This is a genomic window from Massilia violaceinigra (genome assembly GCF_002752675.1).
Taxonomy (GTDB): domain Bacteria; phylum Pseudomonadota; class Gammaproteobacteria; order Burkholderiales; family Burkholderiaceae_D; genus Telluria_A; species Telluria_A violaceinigra.
This window is the reverse complement of record NZ_CP024608.1, coordinates 5,618,794-5,636,578: the sequence shown is the minus strand read 5'-3', so window position 1 is coordinate 5,636,578 and position 17,785 is coordinate 5,618,794. Positions and strand designations below refer to the sequence as shown.

The window sequence follows — 17,785 nt, the reverse complement described above, 5'->3', positions numbered from 1 at the left end:
TTCTCCGGTTCCGCGTTTAGTTGCCCTTGAGCAGGGAAACATTCATTTCGGCGTAGCGGCGGATGCCGGTCAGCGTGTATTTCGTAATGACCAGGCACAGCAGGAAGATCACGATGCCGGCCAGTACGATGCCCAGCCCAAAGACGGTCTGGGTAGCGCGCGACCCGGGTTCGAGGTTGGTGGTGATGCGCACGCCGACGCTGGCCGCTTCCTCGGCGCGGCGGATCACGCTGGTCTTTTTCGGGCCGTCCTGCGCGGCTTCGTCGCCCGCTTCACTGGTCGCGTCCGCCGTGTCAGCGGCCTCGCCGGCTTCGCGCATGGCTTCCACGGCCTCCTTGGGGACATTGCCGGCCCTGTGTTCGCGGAAGAAGCGCACGCCGTCCTGGCTAATCGACACTTTCGCTTGCATCGTGTTGCGCTCGTCGCTGGAGGCGTCGCTCAGGATCAGCTCGCGGAAAGGGCCATCGAGCACCAGTTCGTTGGCGCCCGCCAGGCCGCTGGCGGTAATGGCGATGCCGGCCACGTAAAAGGCCAGCCCGGCCGCGTACAGCAGGGCCAGCAGGGCCGCGTAGACCAGCGCCGGCACCACCATGAACAGGTTGAAGATGCCCAGGCCGACGATCGACACCAGCATGCGCATCAGGTTGGCGGGATTTTTCTTTTGCTCGAAAGAATGCATGTGCACGCTGGCGCGCAGCTTCATGGCGATCGCGGTCGGCGCGTCGAGACCGGCGGCCACCTCGGCCTCGGTGCGGCCGGCGGCCACGCCGTCGATGAAGCGCTGTTCGTAGTAAGCCAGCGTGTTGGCCTGGGTGTCGGCGGAAATGCCCGCCATGGCGCGCCGCAGCGCGTCGAGATAGTCGAGTTTGCCCATGATGGTCGCCTTTGGATCAGGAATGGCTCAGCGCCACGCCCGAATGGAGAATCTGCGAGTCGCCGCCGAGCAGGTCCGGCATGACGATGACGGCGGTAGTCGCGGCAACAAAAACCAGTAATGCGAGTGCGCGAAGGCCGAGTGCGATGTTCATGTGCTGTCCGTGTAAAAATCCTGTTTCGATGGTGCTACTGTACGAAAACGGACAGTTCAGCTCCACCGGAATGCGACAGGCTGCACTTTCAGCGCCGCAAACGACCAAATCGGGGGACAGTCGTTCACTTTTTTGTGGCCTTGGCCGACAGGACCACGCGCGCGGCCGCCACGCCGCTGCGCACGGCCGACTCGATTGTTGCCGGATAGTCACTGGCGGTGTAGTCGCCGGCCAGCGCCAGGCGCGCCAGTCCGGTCGCGTTGGCGGGCCGCGCCAGGCCCGGGGTGCAGGCGAAGGTGGCGCGTTTTTCGCTGATGACCTGGACCCATTCCGGATGGCTCAGTTCCGGGCGGCCCAGTACGGTGGCCAACTGGTCGGCAACGGCCTGGGCCAGCGCCTCGCGTCCCAGTTCCGAGGCCGCGCCCGAGGCGCTGATGACCACCGAGAACAGGCCCGCCTGCGCGGCGTCGAGCTGGCCGCGGTCGAACACGAACTGGCCCCAGTGGCCGCTGGCGGCATTGTCGCGCAGGGCGTAGAAGGGCAGGTCGAGCCGGGTGGCGGCCGGATATTGCAGGTAGCAGGTAGTGATCGGTTCGTACTCGAAATGCTGCAGGCTGGCCGCCAGGTCGGCCGCTCCGGCCTGTTCGAGCAGGGTGGCGGCCGCCGGCGGCGCGGTGGCGATGACAACGGCGTCGAAGCGCTCGCCTTCGCCAAGGAGCCAGCCGCCGCTAGCGTCAGCGGGCGCCAGGGTGCCGACCTTGGCGCCCAGGCGCACGGCGCCGCCGGCGCGTTCCACGAAGGCTGCCGCTGCCACCGGGAACAGCGCGCTCAGGTCCACGCGCGGCAGCAGCATGTCGGAACTGGCGCGGCTCGCGCCCAGGCTGTCGCGCAGCACGGCCAGGAAGACCTGGGCCGAGGCGCGTTCGGGCGCGGTGTTGAGCGCCGCCAGGCACAGCGGACGCCACATCAGTTCGATGAGGCGATCGGTCTGGTCGTAGCGTTCAAGCAACTCGCTGACGCTGCAGTCGGTGTGCAGGCGCCAGTCCATCCAGCGCGCGGTCGAGGAAAAGCGCGCCAAGGCCATCTTGTCGGCAAAGGCCAGGCCGTCGGCGCGCAGCAGGGCCAGCGCCAGGTGCAGCGGCGCCGGCAGGCGCGGGGCGACAAAGTCCATGCCGCCGCTTTCCTTCGGATAGCGCATCTGCAGCGGCAGGTAGAGCATGGCGGCGTGCAGGTCGATACCGACCGCGCGCATCAGGCGCAGCGATTCCTTGTAGGCGCCGAGCAAAATGTGCTGGCCGTTGTCGAGCTGGCGGCCCTGCACATCGACCGCGCGTGCCCGTCCGCCGAGTGTGCGCGCGGCCTCGAACAGGGTGACCTTGCAGCCGGCGCGGGCCAGTTCGACGGCCGCGCTGCAGCCGGCCCAGCCGGCGCCGATGACGGCGGCGCTCATGTCCACTTTAGCCACGGATGTAGGTCTTCCACGCCAGCCACAGTTTGCGCAGCGGCGTGAGCGAAATACGCTGGGTGAGCACGTGGAAGTTGTCGCGTTCGATTTCGTCGAGCACGGTGCGGTAGATGGCCGCCATCATCAGGCCGGGACGCTGGGCGCGCCGGTCTTCCTTGGGCAGCAGGGCAAAGGCTTCGTCGTAGACCTTTTGCGCGCGTTCGGTCTGGAAGCGCATCAGGTTCTCGAACTTGTCGCTATGGCGCGCGTTGAGCAGGTCGGCCGCGGTCACGCCGAACTGTTGCAGTTCGTTGACAGGCAGGTAAATCCGGCCCTTGCGCGCATCTTCACCCACGTCGCGGATGATATTGGTCAGCTGAAACGCCAAGCCGAGCTGCTCCGCATACTCCAGGGTCTTGGGATTGGTCACGCCGAAAATGCTCGCCGACAGAATGCCGACCACGCTGGCCACGTGCCAGCAGTAGCGCTTCATGGCCGGGAAATCGAGGTAGCGGGTCTGGTCCAGATCCATTTCCATGCCGTCGACGATGGCCTGCATGTGCGTTTCCTGCAGGTTGTAGACCGTCAGGTGCGGCTGCAAGGCTTGCGTCACTGGGTGGGTGGGCGCGCCGGCGTACATGCTGGAGAGCTCGTTGCGCCACCAGGCCAGCTTGATGCGCGCGATCGACTGGTCGGTGCATTCGTCCACCGTGTCGTCCACCTCGCGGCAGAAGGCGTACAGCGCAGTGATCGCGCGGCGCCGCTCCGGAGGCAGGAACAGGAAGCTGTAATAAAAGCTCGAGCCGCTCTGGACGGTCTTTTGTTGGCAGTATTCGTCTGGGGACATGGTCAAAAATGCAAGGGTGCGCGAAGCGAAGCCGCTATTCTATAGCCGATGAGTGCCAGTCGAGGCAGGCGGCGCGGGTTTTTTCGTCGTCAAGCAGCGCGACAGCGGGTCACAAGCCGCGTTTGATGCCGGGTTACATGCCGGCTTACATGCGTATTGCGCGCCACCCAATCACCAGCCAGTCCAGCGTTTTGATCTGCGGGCGCTGGCCGAAGACGTCGTAGCCGACCTTCTCTATTTCTTCCAGGATGCGCAAGCCGCCCTGGACCACCAGCCGCAATTCCCAGCCGATGCGGCCCGGCAAACGCAGCGCCAGCGGCGCGCCCGACATCATCAGCGTGCGCGCGCGGGCCACCTCGAAGGCCATCAGGGCGCGCCAGTTGCCGTCGGTACGCGATTGGTCGAGCTGGGCCGGGGCCACGCCGAAGCGCTGTAAATCCTCCAAGGGCAGGTAAATGCGGTCTTTTTGACGGTCGATGCCGACGTCTTGCAGGAAGTTGATCAGCTGCAGCGCCGAACAGATGGCGTCCGAGTCGCGCACGTTGGCCTCGTCCACGGCGCCATACAGCGACAGCATCAGGAAACCGACCGGATTGGCCGAGCGGCGGCAGTAATCGAGCAGCAGCTCGAAGCTGGGGTAGCGCGTGGTGTCCACATCCTGCTTGAAGGCCGACAGCAGGTCTTGGAACGGTTGCAGCGGCAATCTATACTGTTCGATCACGCCGGCGAGGCGCTGGAACAACGGTTCGCTCTGGGTTTCGCCGCGGCCGATGGCGTCCAGCGCGGCCTCGTAAGCGGTGAGCGCGGCCAGCCGCTCGGGGCCGGTGGCGTCGCCTTCGTCGGCGATGTCGTCAGCGGTGCGGGCGAAAGCGTAGATCGCTTCCACGGCCGGCACCAGCCGCCGGGGCAGCAATACAGAGGCGACGGGGAAGTTCTCGTAGTGATCGACAGGCATGGAGTATTAATGACGCGAAAGTCATTTGCAAATAAAACTTGCAGTATTATAATTACTAACCAGAAAGTCAGTTAGCTCTCAGGGTCGAACGAGTAGTAGCATCTCGACACCATCGTCGATCCCTCGGGGTCGCGACCACCGCATAGTAAAGGAAAACACCGTGTTCCCCGTGAAAAACCTGCGCCAAAGACCTTTGGCCCCGATGACCGTTCTCAGTGCCGCCGTGATGGCCGCGCTGCTGTCCGCCTGCTCCAAGCCCGCCGAAAAAACCGAGGACATCCGTCCCGTACGCGCCCTGGTGCTGACGTCGAGCAGTGTGGGCGTGAACGCCGAATTCGCCGGCGAGGTGCGGGCGCGGGTCGAGTCGCGTCTCGGATTCCGGGTTGGCGGCAAGATTACCGCGCGCAAGGTCGACGCCGGGACGGTGGTCAAGAAGGGCCAGGTGCTGATGCAGCTCGATCCGCAAGACTTGAAGTTGTCGCAGGCCCAGGCCAAGGCCAACCTGCGCGCGGCGGAAACCGGGCGCGACCTGGCCAAGGCGGAACTGAAGCGCTATCAGGAATTGCGCGTGAAGAATTTCGTCAGCCAGGCTGTGCTCGACGCCAAGGTGTCGGCGTTCAGCTCGGCGCAGTCCAGCGTCGACGCGGCCCAGGCGGCGTATTTCGGGCAGTCGAACCAGGCTGGCTACGCCACCCTGGTGTCGGATGTCGATGGCGTGGTCACGGCCGTGGACGCGGAAGTGGGGCAGGTCGTGTCGCCGGGCACCCCGGTGGTGCGGGTGGCCAAGATGGGCGAGAAGGAAATCGTCATCGGCTTGCCGGAAGATAAGGTCGAGCAATTGCGCAAGCTCACCGACGTGACCGTGCGCCTGTGGGCCAACAAGGATGTGGTCATTCCCGGCAAGGTGCGTGAAGTCTCGCCGGTGGCCGACCCCGCCACCCGCACTTACGCGGTCAAGGTATCGATTCCCGACAGCGCGGCCGACGTCAAGCTGGGCATGACTGCCATGGTGCAGTTCGCCAGCACGATGGCCACGCCGCAGATCAAGGTGCCGCTGACGGCGCTGTATCACGAAAAGAACACGACCTCGGTGTGGGTGGTCGACAAGGGCGTGGCGCGCATGGTGCCGGTGACCATTGTCGGCACGTCCGGCAACGAGGTGGTGCTGGCCAGCGGCGTGACGTCCGGCCAGACCGTGGTGACGGCCGGCGTGAACCTGCTCAAGCAGGGCCAGAAAGTGACGATCCTGCCGCCGGATACCTCGTCGAGCGACCCGCTGCCGGCTGCGAAACCCGCACCGCAGGCAGCGGCACAGGCGGCAGCAAAGGTTGAGGTTGCCAAATGAAGGGGTTCAATCTTTCTCGCTGGGCGCTGGAGCATATTCCGCTGACGCGCTACCTGATGGTCGCGCTGCTGCTGGGCGGGGTGATCAGCTACATGAATCTGGGGCAGGATGAAGATCCGCCGTTTACGTTCCGCGTGATGGTGGTGCGCGCGATCTGGCCGGGCTCGACCGCGGTGCAGATGGCCGAGCAGGTCACCGACAAGCTGGAAAGGAAGCTGCAGGAAACGCCCTATATCGACAAGATCAAGAGTTATTCCAAGCCGGGCGAAGTGATCATCATCTTGCAGCTGCGCGAATCGACGCCCCCGCGCGAGACCGCCAACGCCTGGTATCAGGTGCGCAAGAAGATCGGCGACATCCGCGGCACCTTGCCGGCCGGGGTGATCGGACCGTTCTTCAACGATGAATTCGGCGACACCTACGGCTCGATCTTCGCGCTCTCGGCCGACGGCTTCAACTACGCCGAGGTCAAGGAATATGCCGACTTCGTGCGCCAGCAACTGCTGCAAGTGCCGCTGGTATCGAAAGTCGAGCAGTTCGGCGTGCAGACGGAAAAACTCAATATCGAGTTTTCGCACAAGAAATTTGCGCAGCTCGGCGTGCCGTTCGAAGTCATCGCCAACCAGATCGCCACGCAAAACTCGGTCGAGTCGACCGGTGTGCTGGTCACCGAAACGGACAACCTGCAAGTGCGCGTCACCGGCGCCCTGACCAGCGCCAAGGACCTCGAAAACCTGGAGCTGCGTGCCAACGGCACCACCTTCCGCCTGGGCGACTTCGCCACCATCAAGCGCGAATACCAGGATCCGCCGCTGGAAAAGATGCGTTTTAACGGCAAGGAAGTCATCGGCCTGGGCGTGTCGATGGAAAAGGGCGGCAATATCATTCAGATGGGCAAGGGGCTCGATGACACCGTGGCCCGTATCAAGGCCAAGCTGCCGGTCGGCATCGAACTCGAACGGGTATCGGACCAGCCGCGCGCGGTGACGGCCTCGGTGAGCGAATTCATCAAGGTGCTGATCGAAGCGGTCGTGATCGTGCTGGCGGTCAGTTTCCTGGCGCTGGGCCTGCATACCAAGCCGCTGCGCATCGATGCGCGGCCCGGCCTGGTGGTGGCGCTGACCATTCCGCTGGTGCTGGCCATTACCTTCCTGTTCATGCGCCTGTTCGACATCGACCTGCACAAGATTTCGCTCGGCGCGCTGATCATCGCGCTCGGCTTGCTGGTCGATGACGCCATCATCGCCGTTGAAATGATGGTGCGCAAGATGGAGGAGGGCATGTCGCGCTTCGAGGCGGCCACCTTCGCCTACACCTCGACCGCGATGCCGATGCTGACCGGCACCCTGATCACGGCCGCCGGCTTCCTGCCGATCGGCCTGGCCAAGTCGGCCGCCGGCGAGTACACCTTTTCGATGTTCTCGGTCAATGCGCTGGCACTGCTGATTTCGTGGCTGGTGGCGGTGGTGTTTACGCCGTACATCGGCTACCTGATCCTCAAGGTCAAGCCGCACGCGGCTGGCGAGGGCGAGCACGACCTGTTCAATACGCCGGGTTTCCAGCGTTTCCGCCGCGTCGTGACCTGGTGCGTGGAATGGCGCAAGACCACCATTGCGCTGAGCCTGGGCGTGTTTTTCCTCGGCGTGTACGGCTTCAACTTTATCGAGAAGCAATTCTTCCCCGATTCCAGCCGGCCCGAGCTGATGGTCGAGATGTGGACGCCGGAAGGCACCGCGTTCCGCGCCAACGAAGCGCTGGTGAAGAAGTTCGAGAAGCTGATGGTCAAGGAAGCCAATGTCGAGAGCGTGACCAGCTATGTCGGCACCGGCAGCCCGCGGTTTTATCTGCCGCTGGACCAGCTCTTTCCGCAATCGAACGTGTCGCAAGTCGTGGTACTGGCCAAGAGCCTGGAAACGCGCGAAGCGCTGCGCCTGAAGATTGTCGACATCTTCAAGAAAGACTTCCCGGAAGTGCGCGGCAGGGTCAAGCTGCTGCCGAACGGGCCGCCGGTGCCGTATCCGGTGCAGTTCCGCGTGGCCGGTCCGGAAATCGCCGTCGTGCGCGATTTTGCCGACAAGGTCAAGGACATCATGCGCGCCAATCCGAATGCGATCGGCGTCAATGACAACTGGAACGAATCGATCAAGGTACTGCGCCTCGACCTGGACCAGGAAAAACTGCGCGCGCTGGGCGTGACCTCGCAAACGGTGATGCGCGCGGCCAATACCATCCTGTCGGGCACGACCATCGGCCAGTTCCGCGAGGACAATAAGCTGATCGACATCGTGGTACGCCAGCCGGTGGAAGAGCGCGCGACCATGGCGGTGCTCAACGACACCAACATCCCGACGGCGTCGGGCAAGTCGGTGACCATTTCGCAGATCGCGCGCGCCCATTTTGTGTGGGAACCGGGCGTGGTGTGGCGTGAAGGACGCGAATGGGCGATCACAGCGCAGTCCGATGTGGTCGACGGCATCCAGGGACCGACCGTGTCCGACCAGATCGGCCTGAAGCTGGCCGACCTGCGCGCGGCGCTGCCGCCAGGCTACACGATCTCGCTGGCCGGCGCCGCTGCCGACAGTGCGGCCGCGGAAGCGTCGATCGCGGCGAATGTGCCGCTGGTGCTGTTCATTGTGTTCACCCTGCTGATGCTGCAGCTGCACAGCTTCTCGCGTTCGCTGCTGGTGTTCCTGACCGGACCGCTGGGCGTGGCTGGCGCCGCGATGGCGCTGCTGATCCTGGACCGTCCGTTCGGATTCGTCGCGAATCTGGGTGTGATTGCGCTGTTCGGCATGATCATCCGCAATTCCGTGATTCTGGTCGATCAGATCGAGCAGGATATCGCTGCCGGGGCCGAGCCGTGGAATGCGGTGATCGAGGCGGCGGTACGGCGCTGCCGGCCGATCGTGTTGACGGCCGCGGCGGCCGCGCTGGCGATGATTCCGCTGTCGCGTTCCGTGTTCTGGGGGCCGATGGCGGTCGCCATCATGGGTGGACTGGTGGTGGCGACGGCCTTGACCTTGCTGTTCCTGCCGGCGTTGTATGCGGCGTGGTTCCGGGTCAAGAAGCCGGTGGAAGCGGTCGCGCTACGCACGTAATCTGCTGTTAATTCGCTATCCTTAAAACCGTCGTTCCCGCGAAGGCGGGAACCCAAGTTCGTCGCTCAGCCGGTGGCAGCGGATCAAGCTTGGGTTCCCGCCTTCGCGGGAACGACGGTTTTGCGGTTAACGGTTACGCAGGAAAGGTTAGCGGGACGACGAAGCCGAGGTTAGCGGTGCTCGTCTGCTTCAAGCCGCCACATGCGCCCGTACCGCGTGCGCATGTTTTTCCCACACCCGGCTCTTCCACCTCGCGTACATCGCCAGTCCGCGCACCCATTCGTCGCAGGTGAACGCGATCCACACCCCAATCAATCCCCAGCCCAAATGCAGGCCCAGCAGCCATGCCAGCGGCACCGCCACGCCCCACATCGAACACACGCCCATCAGCACCGGAAAGCGCGCGTCGCCCGTTGCCCGCAGTGAATTGATCACCACCAGATTGAACGTGCGCCCTGGTTCCAGCAGCAGGCTGATGCGCAGCAGTACCGCGCCGCCGGCCACGATCGCCGGGTCCTTGCTGAAAAAGCCCAGCAGCCACGGCGCCAGCAGCACCACCACGCAGGTCGTCAGCACCGTCACCGCCAAGCCCACGCGCAAGCTGCGCAGCAACTGGCGGTAGGCTTCATCGAACTCGCCCGCGCCGATCATGTGCCCGATCATGATCTCGGTGCTGATGCCGATTGAAATTCCCAGCATCATCATGATCATCGACAGCTGAATCGCATACGAAAACGTCGCCAGCTGGACCACGCCCATTTGCCCGACAAAGTAGGTAATCACCATGAAGCTGGCTTGCCAGCACAGATTCTCGCCCGCCGCCGGCAAGCCGATCTTGAGGATGCGCGCCAGCGTGTCGCGCGACAGGTTCAGGAACCATGACAGGCGCACGCCAAGCTTCAGTTGACGCCGCACCAGCCAGGCCAGGGCCACGCAGGCCACGGCGCGGCTGATGACGGTCGACAGCGCCGCGCCGATCACGCCCATCTTGGGCGCACCCAGCAGGCCGAAAATCAGTACCACATTCAAGATGAGATTGAGCACGTTCATGCCGATGGCGACATACATCGCTTCGCGCGTGTGCCCATGCGCGCGCAGTACCGAGCCGAACGCGATATTGATCGATTCGAGGAACAGGGTGCCGCCCATCAGCGCCAGAAACGGCTGGGCGTAGGGCATCAGTTGCGGCGGCAGGTGCAGCAGGCGCAGCATGTCGGCCGAGAGTGCCCAGATCGCCAGACTGACCACCACCCCGAGCCAGAAGTTGATGCCCACCGCCGTGGCCGCCACGCGTTCCGCGCCTGCCCGGTCGCCCGCGCCCAGGTAGTGGGTGAGCACGACGGCGCTGCCGATGCCGACAAACGAAAACAGAATGATGCAGAAGCCCACGATCTGGTTGGCCACCGCCAGCCCGGCCACGGCCGAGTCGCCCAGGTGGCTGACCATGAAGGTGTCCACAATCCCCGGCAGGATATGCGAGAGCTGCTCGATGAAGATCGGCCACGTCATGGCGAATAGACTCGCCTGGCGCACTTTGTTAATGTGATTGGAGGACATGCAGGGGTATTTCTCTAAAGGACTGAAAACGTTTCCAAATTATACGCCGCCTGAGTCCGTTTCAAAAAACGCCCTATGTGGTCAGAAAATCCAGTAAAATACCGGGTTGAAGTTGTAGCCCCTAACAAAGGCAGTGCAGGGCGGCCGGTTTCACTGTCGGGCGCCCTTTGTTTTTTCAGATGGAAAGGTGCATTCTCTCGCCGATGATGGCGGTCAATGCGATCCCGCGAGGATGGCGAAATTGGTAGACGCACCAGGTTTAGGTCCTGACGCCAGCAATGGTGTGGGGGTTCGAGTCCCCCTCCTCGCACCACGAGTTTAATACTATTTTTTGGACGATTTTTACAATGGCAACTGCAGTCGAAACCCTGGGTAAACTCGAACGTCGCTTGACGATCTCTTTTCCGCTGACTGACGTCCGTACGGAAGTGGAAAAGCGCCTGAAACAGCAGGCCAAGACGGCCAAGGCACCTGGCTTCCGTCCAGGCAAAGTTCCACTGAAAATGGTCGCGCAGCAATATGGCTACCAGATCGAATCGGACGTGCTCAACGATAAAGTCGGCCGCGCGTTCAATGACGCCGCCAACGAGAACCAGCTGCGCGTTGCCGGTTTCCCAAAAATCGAACCAAAGGAAGATTCCGCTGAAGGCGTGCTGTCGTTCGACGCCACCTTCGAGGTCTATCCTGAAGTCGTCATCGGCGACCTGTCGGGCGTCGAGATCGAAACCGTGAAAGCCGACGTGTCGGATGCGGAAATCGAAAAGACCATTGAAATCCTGCGCAAGCAGCGCGTGCATTACCACACCAAGGGTGAAGCCGGCGAACACGGCGACGGCGGCGAGCCGGTCGCAGCCAATGGCGACCGCGTGACCGTCGACTTCGTCGGCGTCATCGATGGTGTTGAATTCCCAGGTGGCAAAGCTGAAGACTACGCATTCGTGCTCGGCGAAGGCCGCATGCTGCCAGAATTCGAAGCAGCCACCGTCGGCCTGAAAGTCGGCGAAGCAAAAACCTTCCCATTGGCTTTCCCGGCCGATTACCACGGTGCCGACGTGGCCGGCAAAACCGCCGACTTCACCATCACCCTGAAAAAACTCGAGTGGGCGCACCTGCCGGCAGTCGATGCCGAGTTCGCCAAGTCGCTAGGCATGGAAGATGGCGATCTGGACAAGATGCGCGCCGACATCAAGGTCAACCTGGAACGCGAAGTCGCGGGCCGCGTCAAGGCACGCAACAAGGAAGCCGTGATGGATGCCCTGGTCAAGGTCACCGAGATGGAAGTTCCTAAAGTCATGATCGCCCAGGACGCCGAGCGTCTGGCCGAAATGACCCGCCAGGACATGGCGCAGCGCGGCATGGATGTCAAGGACATGCCATTCCCGCAAGACCTGTTCGCCACCAAGGCCGAGCGCCGCGTGCGCCTGGGCTTGATCCTGTCGCAGCTGGTTGGCGACAACAAGCTGCAGGCTACCCCTGAGCAGGTCAAGGCGCAGATCGAAGATTTCGCCCAAAGCTACGAAGATCCGCGTGAAGTACTCAAGTACTACTACAGCGATCGTCGCCGCCTGTCGGAAGTTGAAGCTCTTGTATTGGAAGAAAACGTCGTTAACTATGTACTCGGTATCGCGAAAGTCACAGCCAAGGCTGTTGCATTCGACGAGTTGATGGGAAGCAACGCACAAGCTTAAAGTCTGCTTTAGGCTGCTTACAAAGGAAGAGACAGGTATGAACCATAATCCGGCATTGGATACACAAGCACTCGGCCTCATTCCGATGGTCGTGGAGCAGAGCGGCCGCGGCGAGCGCTCGTACGACATTTACTCGCGCCTGCTCAAGGAACGTGTGATTTTCATGGTCGGGCCGGTGCATGACCAGATGGCCAACCTGATCGTCGCCCAGCTGCTGTTCCTCGAGAGCGAGAATCCGGACAAGGATATTTCGCTCTACATCAACTCGCCTGGCGGATCGGTTTCGGCCGGCCTGGCGATCTTCGATACGATGAACTTCATCAAGCCGGACGTGTCGACCCTGTGCACCGGGATGGCCGCGTCGATGGGTGCTTTCCTGCTGGCCGCTGGCGCCAAGGGCAAGCGTTTCTCGCTGCCGAACTCGCGCATCATGATTCACCAGCCGTCGGGTGGCTCGCAAGGGCAGGCCTCGGACATCGAAATCCAGGCCAAGGAAATCCTCTACCTGCGTGAGCGTCTGAACCATATCCTGGCCGAACGTACGGGCAAGACGATGGAACAGATCCACAAGGATACCGACCGCGATCGTTTCATGTCGGGCGATGAAGCCGCGGAATATGGTCTGATCGACAAAGTCCTTGCGAAGCGCGAATAAATCGTTAGCGCGGGTCGTGTCGGGCAACCGTAGCGAGCCGGTCCGTTCTTGCCGCGTGTCGCGCCGCCCTGTGCAAGCAGGACGCGCCACGCCGGTTCAGGAACTGGCTGTGCAGCAGGTAGGCCGGGACGTCCTCAGGTGTTGCTCAAAAAACGCCCGTGCGCTACAACGTTCGGGCGTTTCGTTTTTATTTCGGGTAGCATGCTGATAGCGCGCCCCCTTGTTGCGCGTCGGTTCGCGTTACATTTATAGCAATTCAATAGAAACCTGCCCCATGTCAGACAAAAAATCCTCCAGCGGCGAAAAACTCCTCTACTGCTCGTTCTGCGGCAAGAGCCAGCACGAGGTGAAGAAACTCATCGCAGGTCCATCCGTCTTCATTTGCGACGAATGCATCGACCTGTGTAACGACATCATCCGCGACGAGACCTCGAACGTGGAAACGGTGGCCGGCGCCAAGTCCGACCTGCCGACCCCGAACGAAATCAAGGAATTGCTGGACCAGTACGTGATCGGCCAGCAAACCGCCAAGCGCATCCTGTCCGTTGCGGTCTACAACCATTACAAGCGCCTCAAGCACCTGGGCAAGAAGGATGAAGTCGAACTGGCAAAGAGCAACATCTTGCTGGTCGGTCCTACCGGTTCGGGCAAGACCCTGCTGGCCCAGACCCTGGCGCGCATGCTCAACGTGCCGTTCGTGATCGCCGACGCCACCACCCTGACCGAAGCCGGTTATGTGGGCGAAGACGTCGAGAACATCATCCAGAAGCTGCTGCAAAGCTGCAATTACGAAGTCGACAAGGCCCAGCGCGGCATCGTCTACATCGATGAAATCGACAAGATTTCGCGCAAATCGGACAATCCGTCGATTACCCGCGACGTGTCCGGAGAAGGCGTGCAGCAAGCCTTGCTGAAACTGATCGAAGGCACGATGGCATCGGTACCGCCACAAGGCGGGCGCAAGCATCCGAACCAGGATTTCGTCCAGATCGACACGACCAATATCATGTTCATCTGCGGCGGCGCGTTCGACGGCCTGGTCAAGATCATCCAGAACCGTTCCGAAAAGAGCGGCATCGGCTTCTCGGCCAGCGTCAAGAGCGAATCGCAGCGCGCCAGCGCCGACGTGCTGCTCGAAGCCGAACCGGAAGACCTGATCAAGTTCGGCCTGATTCCCGAACTGGTGGGCCGCCTGCCGGTGGTTGCCGCCTTGTCGGAACTGACCGAAGAAGCGCTGATCCAGATTCTGATCGAGCCGAAGAATGCGTTGATTAAACAGTATTCCAAGTTGCTGGAAATGGAAGGCGCGGAACTGGAAATCCGTCCGGCCGCCTTGCATGCGATTGCCCGCAAGGCACTGGCACGCAAGACCGGTGCGCGCGGTTTGCGTTCCATTCTTGAACATGCACTGCTCGATGTGATGTACGAATTGCCAAACCAGCAGAATGTCATCAAGGTCGTTATCGATGAAAATTCGATCACGAACGGCGCCAAACCTTTACTGATTTACAGCGAAAGCGCAAAAGCATCGGGCGAAAACTGAAATTCTGCGCTCCGCACGCAACAAAAGCATTGATTCCTGAATTCTTGGCGGTACAATTTACCTCAATAAAAGAATCAGGCTTCACTCGAAAAGCCACTCGCAGCGGAACCGCTGCGCGGTGGCTTTTTTATTTGATGTTCCGATAAAATTTTTTAGATTATTCCGGTTGTATTTGAATCAAGTTGATGAATTGTTCAAATAACTTGTAGAAATATTTTATCTGCCGGTCTTGTGTTTTGGCAGTCAGTGCCAACATCGTAAACACGCTTTCTATAAGGTATGCCATGACAACTTCCAAATTAACCGAGCAAACGACGCTGCCCTTACTGCCGTTGCGCGACGTGGTCGTCTTCCCGCATATGGTGATCCCACTGTTCGTCGGCCGTCCGAAATCCATCAAGGCGCTGGAAGCAGCCATGGAGCAGGGCAAGAGCATCATGCTGGCCGCCCAGAAGGCCGCCGCCAAAGACGAGCCCTCCGCGTCCGACATCTACGAAATCGGTTGCGTGGCGAACATCCTGCAAATGCTCAAGCTGCCCGATGGCACCGTCAAGGTGCTGGTCGAAGGCGCCCAGCGTGCGCGCATCAACCACATCAGCGATGCGCCGACGCACTTCATCGCGGACCTGACCCCGCTCAATTCGGAAATCGGCGACGATTCCGAAGTCGAGGCGATGCGCCGCGCGATCGTCCAGCAGTTCGACCAGTACGTCAAACTGAACAAAAAAATTCCACCTGAAATCCTCGCTTCGCTGGCAGGGATCGACGACGCCGGCCGCCTGGCCGATACGGTCGCCGCCCATCTGCCGCTCAAGCTTGAGCAGAAGCAGGTGATCCTGGAAATCTTCAACGTCGCCAAGCGTCTTGAGCATCTGCTCGGCCAGCTCGAAGGCGAGCTCGACATCCTGCAAGTGGAAAAACGCATCCGCGGCCGCGTCAAGCGCCAGATGGAAAAATCGCAGCGCGAGTACTATCTGAACGAGCAGGTCAAGGCGATCCAGAAAGAACTGGGCGAGGGCGAAGATGGCGCCGATATCGATGAACTCGAGAAAAAAGTCATTGCCGCCAAGATGCCGAAGGAAGCGCTGGACAAGGCTACCAACGAACTCAAGAAGCTCAAGCTGATGTCGCCGATGTCGGCCGAAGCCACTGTCGTGCGTAACTACATCGATACCCTGGTCAATCTGCCGTGGAAGAAAAAGTCCAAGGTCAATAACGATCTGTCGAACGCCGAAAAAGTGCTCGAAGGCGATCACTATGGTCTGGACAAGGTGAAAGAACGCATTCTGGAATACCTCGCGGTCCAGCAACGCGTCGACAAACTGAAAGCGCCGATCCTGTGCTTCGTCGGTCCTCCGGGCGTGGGCAAGACCTCGCTTGGCCAATCCATCGCCAAGGCCACCAACCGCAAGTTCGTGCGCATGGCCCTGGGTGGCGTGCGTGACGAAGCCGAGATCCGCGGCCACCGCCGCACGTATATCGGTTCGATGCCGGGCAAGGTGCTGCAATCGCTGGCGAAAGTCGGCGTGCGCAACCCGCTGTTCCTGCTCGATGAAATCGACAAGATGGGTGCGGATTTCCGCGGCGATCCATCGTCGGCCCTGCTCGAAGTGCTGGACCCGGAACAGAATCACACGTTCTCGGACCACTACATCGAAGTCGACTTCGATCTGTCGGACGTGATGTTCGTGGCGACCTCGAATTCGTTCAACATTCCGCCGGCGCTGCTCGACCGCATGGAAGTCATTCGCCTGTCCGGTTACACGGAAGATGAAAAGACCAGCATCGCCCAGCGTTACCTGCTGCCGAAGCAGATCAAGGCCAATGGCCTGAAGGAAGAAGAAATCGCCGTCGCTGAAGGTGCGATCCGCGACATCATCCGTTACTACACCCGGGAAGCCGGCGTGCGCTCGCTCGAGCGCGAAATCTCGAAGATCTGCCGCAAGGTCGTCAAGATGCTGCTGTTGAAAAAAGCCGATAAAAAGGTCACGGTCAACAACAAGAACATCGACAAGTTCCTGGGCGTGCGCCGTTACGATTTCGGCGTGGCCGAGAAAGAGAACCAGATCGGCCAGGTGGTCGGCCTGGCATGGACCGAAGTGGGCGGCGATCTGCTGACCATCGAGGCGGTGCAAATGCCGGGCAAGGGCGGCGTGATCCGCACCGGCACCCTGGGCGACGTGATGAAGGAATCGATCGAAGCGGCGCGCACCGTGGTGCGTTCGCGCGCCAACCGCCTCGGCATCAGGAATGACGTGTTCGAAAAAGCCGACATTCACATTCATGTGCCGGAAGGGGCGACCCCGAAAGATGGTCCATCGGCCGGTATCGCGATGACCACCGCGCTGGTGTCGGTATTTACCGGCATTCCGGTACGGGCCGACGTGGCGATGACGGGCGAGATCACCCTGCGCGGCGAAGTGCTGCCGATCGGCGGCCTGAAAGAGAAGCTGCTGGCGGCGCATCGCGGCGGCATCAAGACGGTGCTCATTCCGGAGCAGAACGTCAAGGACCTGGCCGACATTCCGGACAACGTGAAGAACAAGCTCGAAATCGTTCCGGTGCGCTGGATCGACAAGGTGCTCGAAATCGCGCTGGAACGCATGCCGACGGCAGTGGTGGAAGTGCCGGCCGTTGCCGCCGTGGCAGCGACCACCCAGGTCGATGGCGCGGCTCCGCAAACGGACATCGTCAAGCACTAAACCGGCGGTAGCGCGGTACCCAAGCAAGCGTCTTCGGACGCTTGTTTCTTTTTTGGCCGGGCGCTTGGATTTGTATTTGGCTTGACAGGCAGATGGACGGCTTGTTTAATACGCGCTGCGGATTTCTTTTCGCCGCACATCTTATGTAACGGGGCACAAGTGAACAAAACAGAATTGATCGAAGAAATCGCGAAGTCGGCGGACATCACCAAGGCCTCGGCCACGCGCGCGCTCGACGCGATGATCGATGCCGTCACCGCCAGCCTGCAGAAGAACGACAGCGTGACCCTGGTCGGCTTCGGCACCTTCTCGGTGGGCGAGCGCGCCGCGCGTACCGGACGCAATCCACGCACCAAGGAAGCGATCAAGATCGCGGCGGCGAAAGTTCCTAAATTTAAAGCTGGTAAAGCGCTTAAAGATGCAGTAAACTAATGTCCTTCGGTGAGGTGACAATCACCGGAAAATGTCAGAAGCACTTGGTGACACAAGTGTGCTTACGGGGGTTTAGCTCAGTTGGTAGAGCAGCGCCCTTACAAGGCGCGGGTCGGGAGTTCGAGCCTCTCAGCCCCCACCAGAGCCTGGCATGCAGTACCAGTATTTTTTACGGAGTGGTAGTTCAGTTGGTTAGAATGCCGGCCTGTCACGTCGGAGGTCGCGGGTTCGAGTCCCGTCCGCTCCGCCAATAAAGAATACGAAGTTGATTTGAGGAGTGGTAGTTCAGTTGGTTAGAATGCCGGCCTGTCACGTCGGAGGTCGCGGGTTCGAGTCCCGTCCGCTCCGCCAATGAAAAAGAAGAAACGATTTAGGAGTGGTAGTTCAGTTGGTTAGAATACCGGCCTGTCACGTCGGGGGTCGCGGGTTCGAGTCCCGTCCGCTCCGCCAGCATATAGCAGTACGATGGTGCAGTTCCCGAACGGGGAGTG

13 protein-coding genes and 5 tRNA genes are annotated in these 17,785 nt (G+C 61.2%); 12 read left to right on the top strand and 6 right to left on the bottom strand.

The window, feature by feature from the left end:
• Positions 1-16: 16 nt before the first annotated feature.
• The 5 genes from CR152_RS24350 to hpnC all read right to left on the bottom strand — a co-directional run bounded on the left by CR152_RS24350 (position 17) and on the right by hpnC (position 4,274).
• Positions 17-874, bottom strand: a complete 858-nt coding sequence (locus tag CR152_RS24350; RefSeq protein WP_099879312.1) for a DUF1700 domain-containing protein — start codon at positions 872-874, stop codon at positions 17-19.
• A gap of 16 nt (positions 875-890) precedes the next feature.
• Positions 891-1,028: a hypothetical protein gene (locus CR152_RS33230; protein ID WP_157778710.1), complete on the bottom strand. Its 138-nt coding sequence runs from the start codon at positions 1,026-1,028 to the stop codon at positions 891-893.
• Between the two features lie 124 nt (positions 1,029-1,152).
• Positions 1,153-2,478 (bottom strand): hydroxysqualene dehydroxylase HpnE, encoded by a 1,326-nt coding sequence (gene hpnE / locus CR152_RS24345; RefSeq protein ID WP_099879310.1) that lies wholly within the window; start codon positions 2,476-2,478, stop codon positions 1,153-1,155.
• A 7-nt stretch (positions 2,479-2,485) separates the two neighbouring features.
• The gene (hpnD, locus tag CR152_RS24340; protein WP_099879308.1) at positions 2,486-3,319 is read right to left on the bottom strand and encodes a presqualene diphosphate synthase HpnD; all 834 of its coding nucleotides are present in this window, start codon (positions 3,317-3,319) and stop codon (positions 2,486-2,488) included.
• 145 nt (positions 3,320-3,464) lie between these two features.
• Positions 3,465-4,274: a squalene synthase HpnC gene (hpnC, locus tag CR152_RS24335; protein ID WP_099879306.1), complete on the bottom strand. Its 810-nt coding sequence runs from the start codon at positions 4,272-4,274 to the stop codon at positions 3,465-3,467.
• Positions 4,275-4,476: 202 nt separating this feature from the next.
• Here hpnC and CR152_RS24330 point away from each other — a divergent pair, with 202 nt between their 5' ends.
• Together CR152_RS24330 and CR152_RS24325 are read left to right on the top strand one after the other, a co-directional pair.
• Entirely contained in the window at positions 4,477-5,619 is a 1,143-nt protein-coding gene (locus CR152_RS24330; RefSeq protein WP_157778709.1) for an efflux RND transporter periplasmic adaptor subunit, read from the top strand.
• A complete protein-coding gene (locus CR152_RS24325; RefSeq protein WP_099879304.1) occupies positions 5,616-8,717 on the top strand; it encodes an efflux RND transporter permease subunit in 3,102 nt (1,033 codons plus the stop codon). The genes CR152_RS24330 and CR152_RS24325 overlap by 4 nt, the downstream gene beginning before the upstream one ends.
• 189 nt (positions 8,718-8,906) lie before the next feature.
• On the opposite strand, the gene CR152_RS24320 is transcribed toward CR152_RS24325, so the two are convergent.
• The gene (locus tag CR152_RS24320; RefSeq protein WP_099879302.1) at positions 8,907-10,274 is read right to left on the bottom strand and encodes an MATE family efflux transporter; all 1,368 of its coding nucleotides are present in this window, start codon (positions 10,272-10,274) and stop codon (positions 8,907-8,909) included.
• Positions 10,275-10,500: 226 nt separating this feature from the next.
• Between CR152_RS24320 and CR152_RS24315 the strand changes: the two genes are divergently transcribed.
• The 10 genes from CR152_RS24315 to CR152_RS24270 all read left to right on the top strand — a co-directional run bounded on the left by CR152_RS24315 (position 10,501) and on the right by CR152_RS24270 (position 17,744).
• Positions 10,501-10,587, top strand: a tRNA-Leu gene (locus CR152_RS24315).
• A 34-nt stretch (positions 10,588-10,621) separates the two neighbouring features.
• Positions 10,622-11,962: a trigger factor gene (gene tig, locus CR152_RS24310; RefSeq protein WP_099879300.1), complete on the top strand. Its 1,341-nt coding sequence runs from the start codon at positions 10,622-10,624 to the stop codon at positions 11,960-11,962.
• Positions 11,963-11,999: 37 nt separating this feature from the next.
• Positions 12,000-12,617, top strand: coding sequence for an ATP-dependent Clp endopeptidase proteolytic subunit ClpP (gene clpP / locus CR152_RS24305; RefSeq protein WP_054262583.1), 618 nt, complete (start codon positions 12,000-12,002; stop codon positions 12,615-12,617).
• 274 nt (positions 12,618-12,891) lie between these two features.
• The gene (gene clpX / locus CR152_RS24300) at positions 12,892-14,160 is read left to right on the top strand and encodes an ATP-dependent Clp protease ATP-binding subunit ClpX (protein ID WP_099879298.1); all 1,269 of its coding nucleotides are present in this window, start codon (positions 12,892-12,894) and stop codon (positions 14,158-14,160) included.
• A 284-nt stretch (positions 14,161-14,444) separates the two neighbouring features.
• Positions 14,445-16,862: an endopeptidase La gene (gene lon / locus CR152_RS24295; protein ID WP_099879296.1), complete on the top strand. Its 2,418-nt coding sequence runs from the start codon at positions 14,445-14,447 to the stop codon at positions 16,860-16,862.
• 159 nt (positions 16,863-17,021) lie between these two features.
• On the top strand, positions 17,022-17,294 hold the full coding sequence (gene hbs / locus CR152_RS24290; RefSeq protein WP_054262580.1) for a non-specific DNA-binding protein Hbs: 273 nt from the start codon (positions 17,022-17,024) through the stop codon (positions 17,292-17,294).
• Between the two features lie 66 nt (positions 17,295-17,360).
• A tRNA-Val gene (locus tag CR152_RS24285) sits at positions 17,361-17,436 on the top strand.
• A gap of 31 nt (positions 17,437-17,467) precedes the next feature.
• Positions 17,468-17,544 (top strand) — tRNA-Asp (locus tag CR152_RS24280).
• A gap of 24 nt (positions 17,545-17,568) precedes the next feature.
• Positions 17,569-17,645: transfer RNA gene (locus CR152_RS24275), tRNA-Asp, on the top strand.
• Positions 17,646-17,667: 22 nt separating this feature from the next.
• Positions 17,668-17,744: transfer RNA gene (locus CR152_RS24270), tRNA-Asp, on the top strand.
• Positions 17,745-17,785: the final 41 nt, after the last annotated feature.

Bases quoted from the DNA above. Each gene is read 5' to 3' on its own strand.
- CR152_RS24350 (WP_099879312.1), bottom strand. From the start codon at position 874: ATGGGCAAACTCGACTATCTCGACGCGCTGCGGCGCGCCATGGCGGGC.
- CR152_RS33230 (WP_157778710.1), bottom strand. From the start codon at position 1,028: ATGAACATCGCACTCGGCCTTCGCGCACTCGCATTACTGGTTTTTGTT.
- hpnE (WP_099879310.1), bottom strand. From the start codon at position 2,478: ATGAGCGCCGCCGTCATCGGCGCCGGCTGGGCCGGCTGCAGCGCGGCC.
- hpnD (WP_099879308.1), bottom strand. From the start codon at position 3,319: ATGTCCCCAGACGAATACTGCCAACAAAAGACCGTCCAGAGCGGCTCG.
- hpnC (WP_099879306.1), bottom strand. From the start codon at position 4,274: ATGCCTGTCGATCACTACGAGAACTTCCCCGTCGCCTCTGTATTGCTG.
- CR152_RS24330 (WP_157778709.1), top strand. From the start codon at position 4,477: ATGACCGTTCTCAGTGCCGCCGTGATGGCCGCGCTGCTGTCCGCCTGC.
- CR152_RS24325 (WP_099879304.1), top strand. From the start codon at position 5,616: ATGAAGGGGTTCAATCTTTCTCGCTGGGCGCTGGAGCATATTCCGCTG.
- CR152_RS24320 (WP_099879302.1), bottom strand. From the start codon at position 10,274: ATGTCCTCCAATCACATTAACAAAGTGCGCCAGGCGAGTCTATTCGCC.
- tig (WP_099879300.1), top strand. From the start codon at position 10,622: ATGGCAACTGCAGTCGAAACCCTGGGTAAACTCGAACGTCGCTTGACG.
- clpP (WP_054262583.1), top strand. From the start codon at position 12,000: ATGAACCATAATCCGGCATTGGATACACAAGCACTCGGCCTCATTCCG.
- clpX (WP_099879298.1), top strand. From the start codon at position 12,892: ATGTCAGACAAAAAATCCTCCAGCGGCGAAAAACTCCTCTACTGCTCG.
- lon (WP_099879296.1), top strand. From the start codon at position 14,445: ATGACAACTTCCAAATTAACCGAGCAAACGACGCTGCCCTTACTGCCG.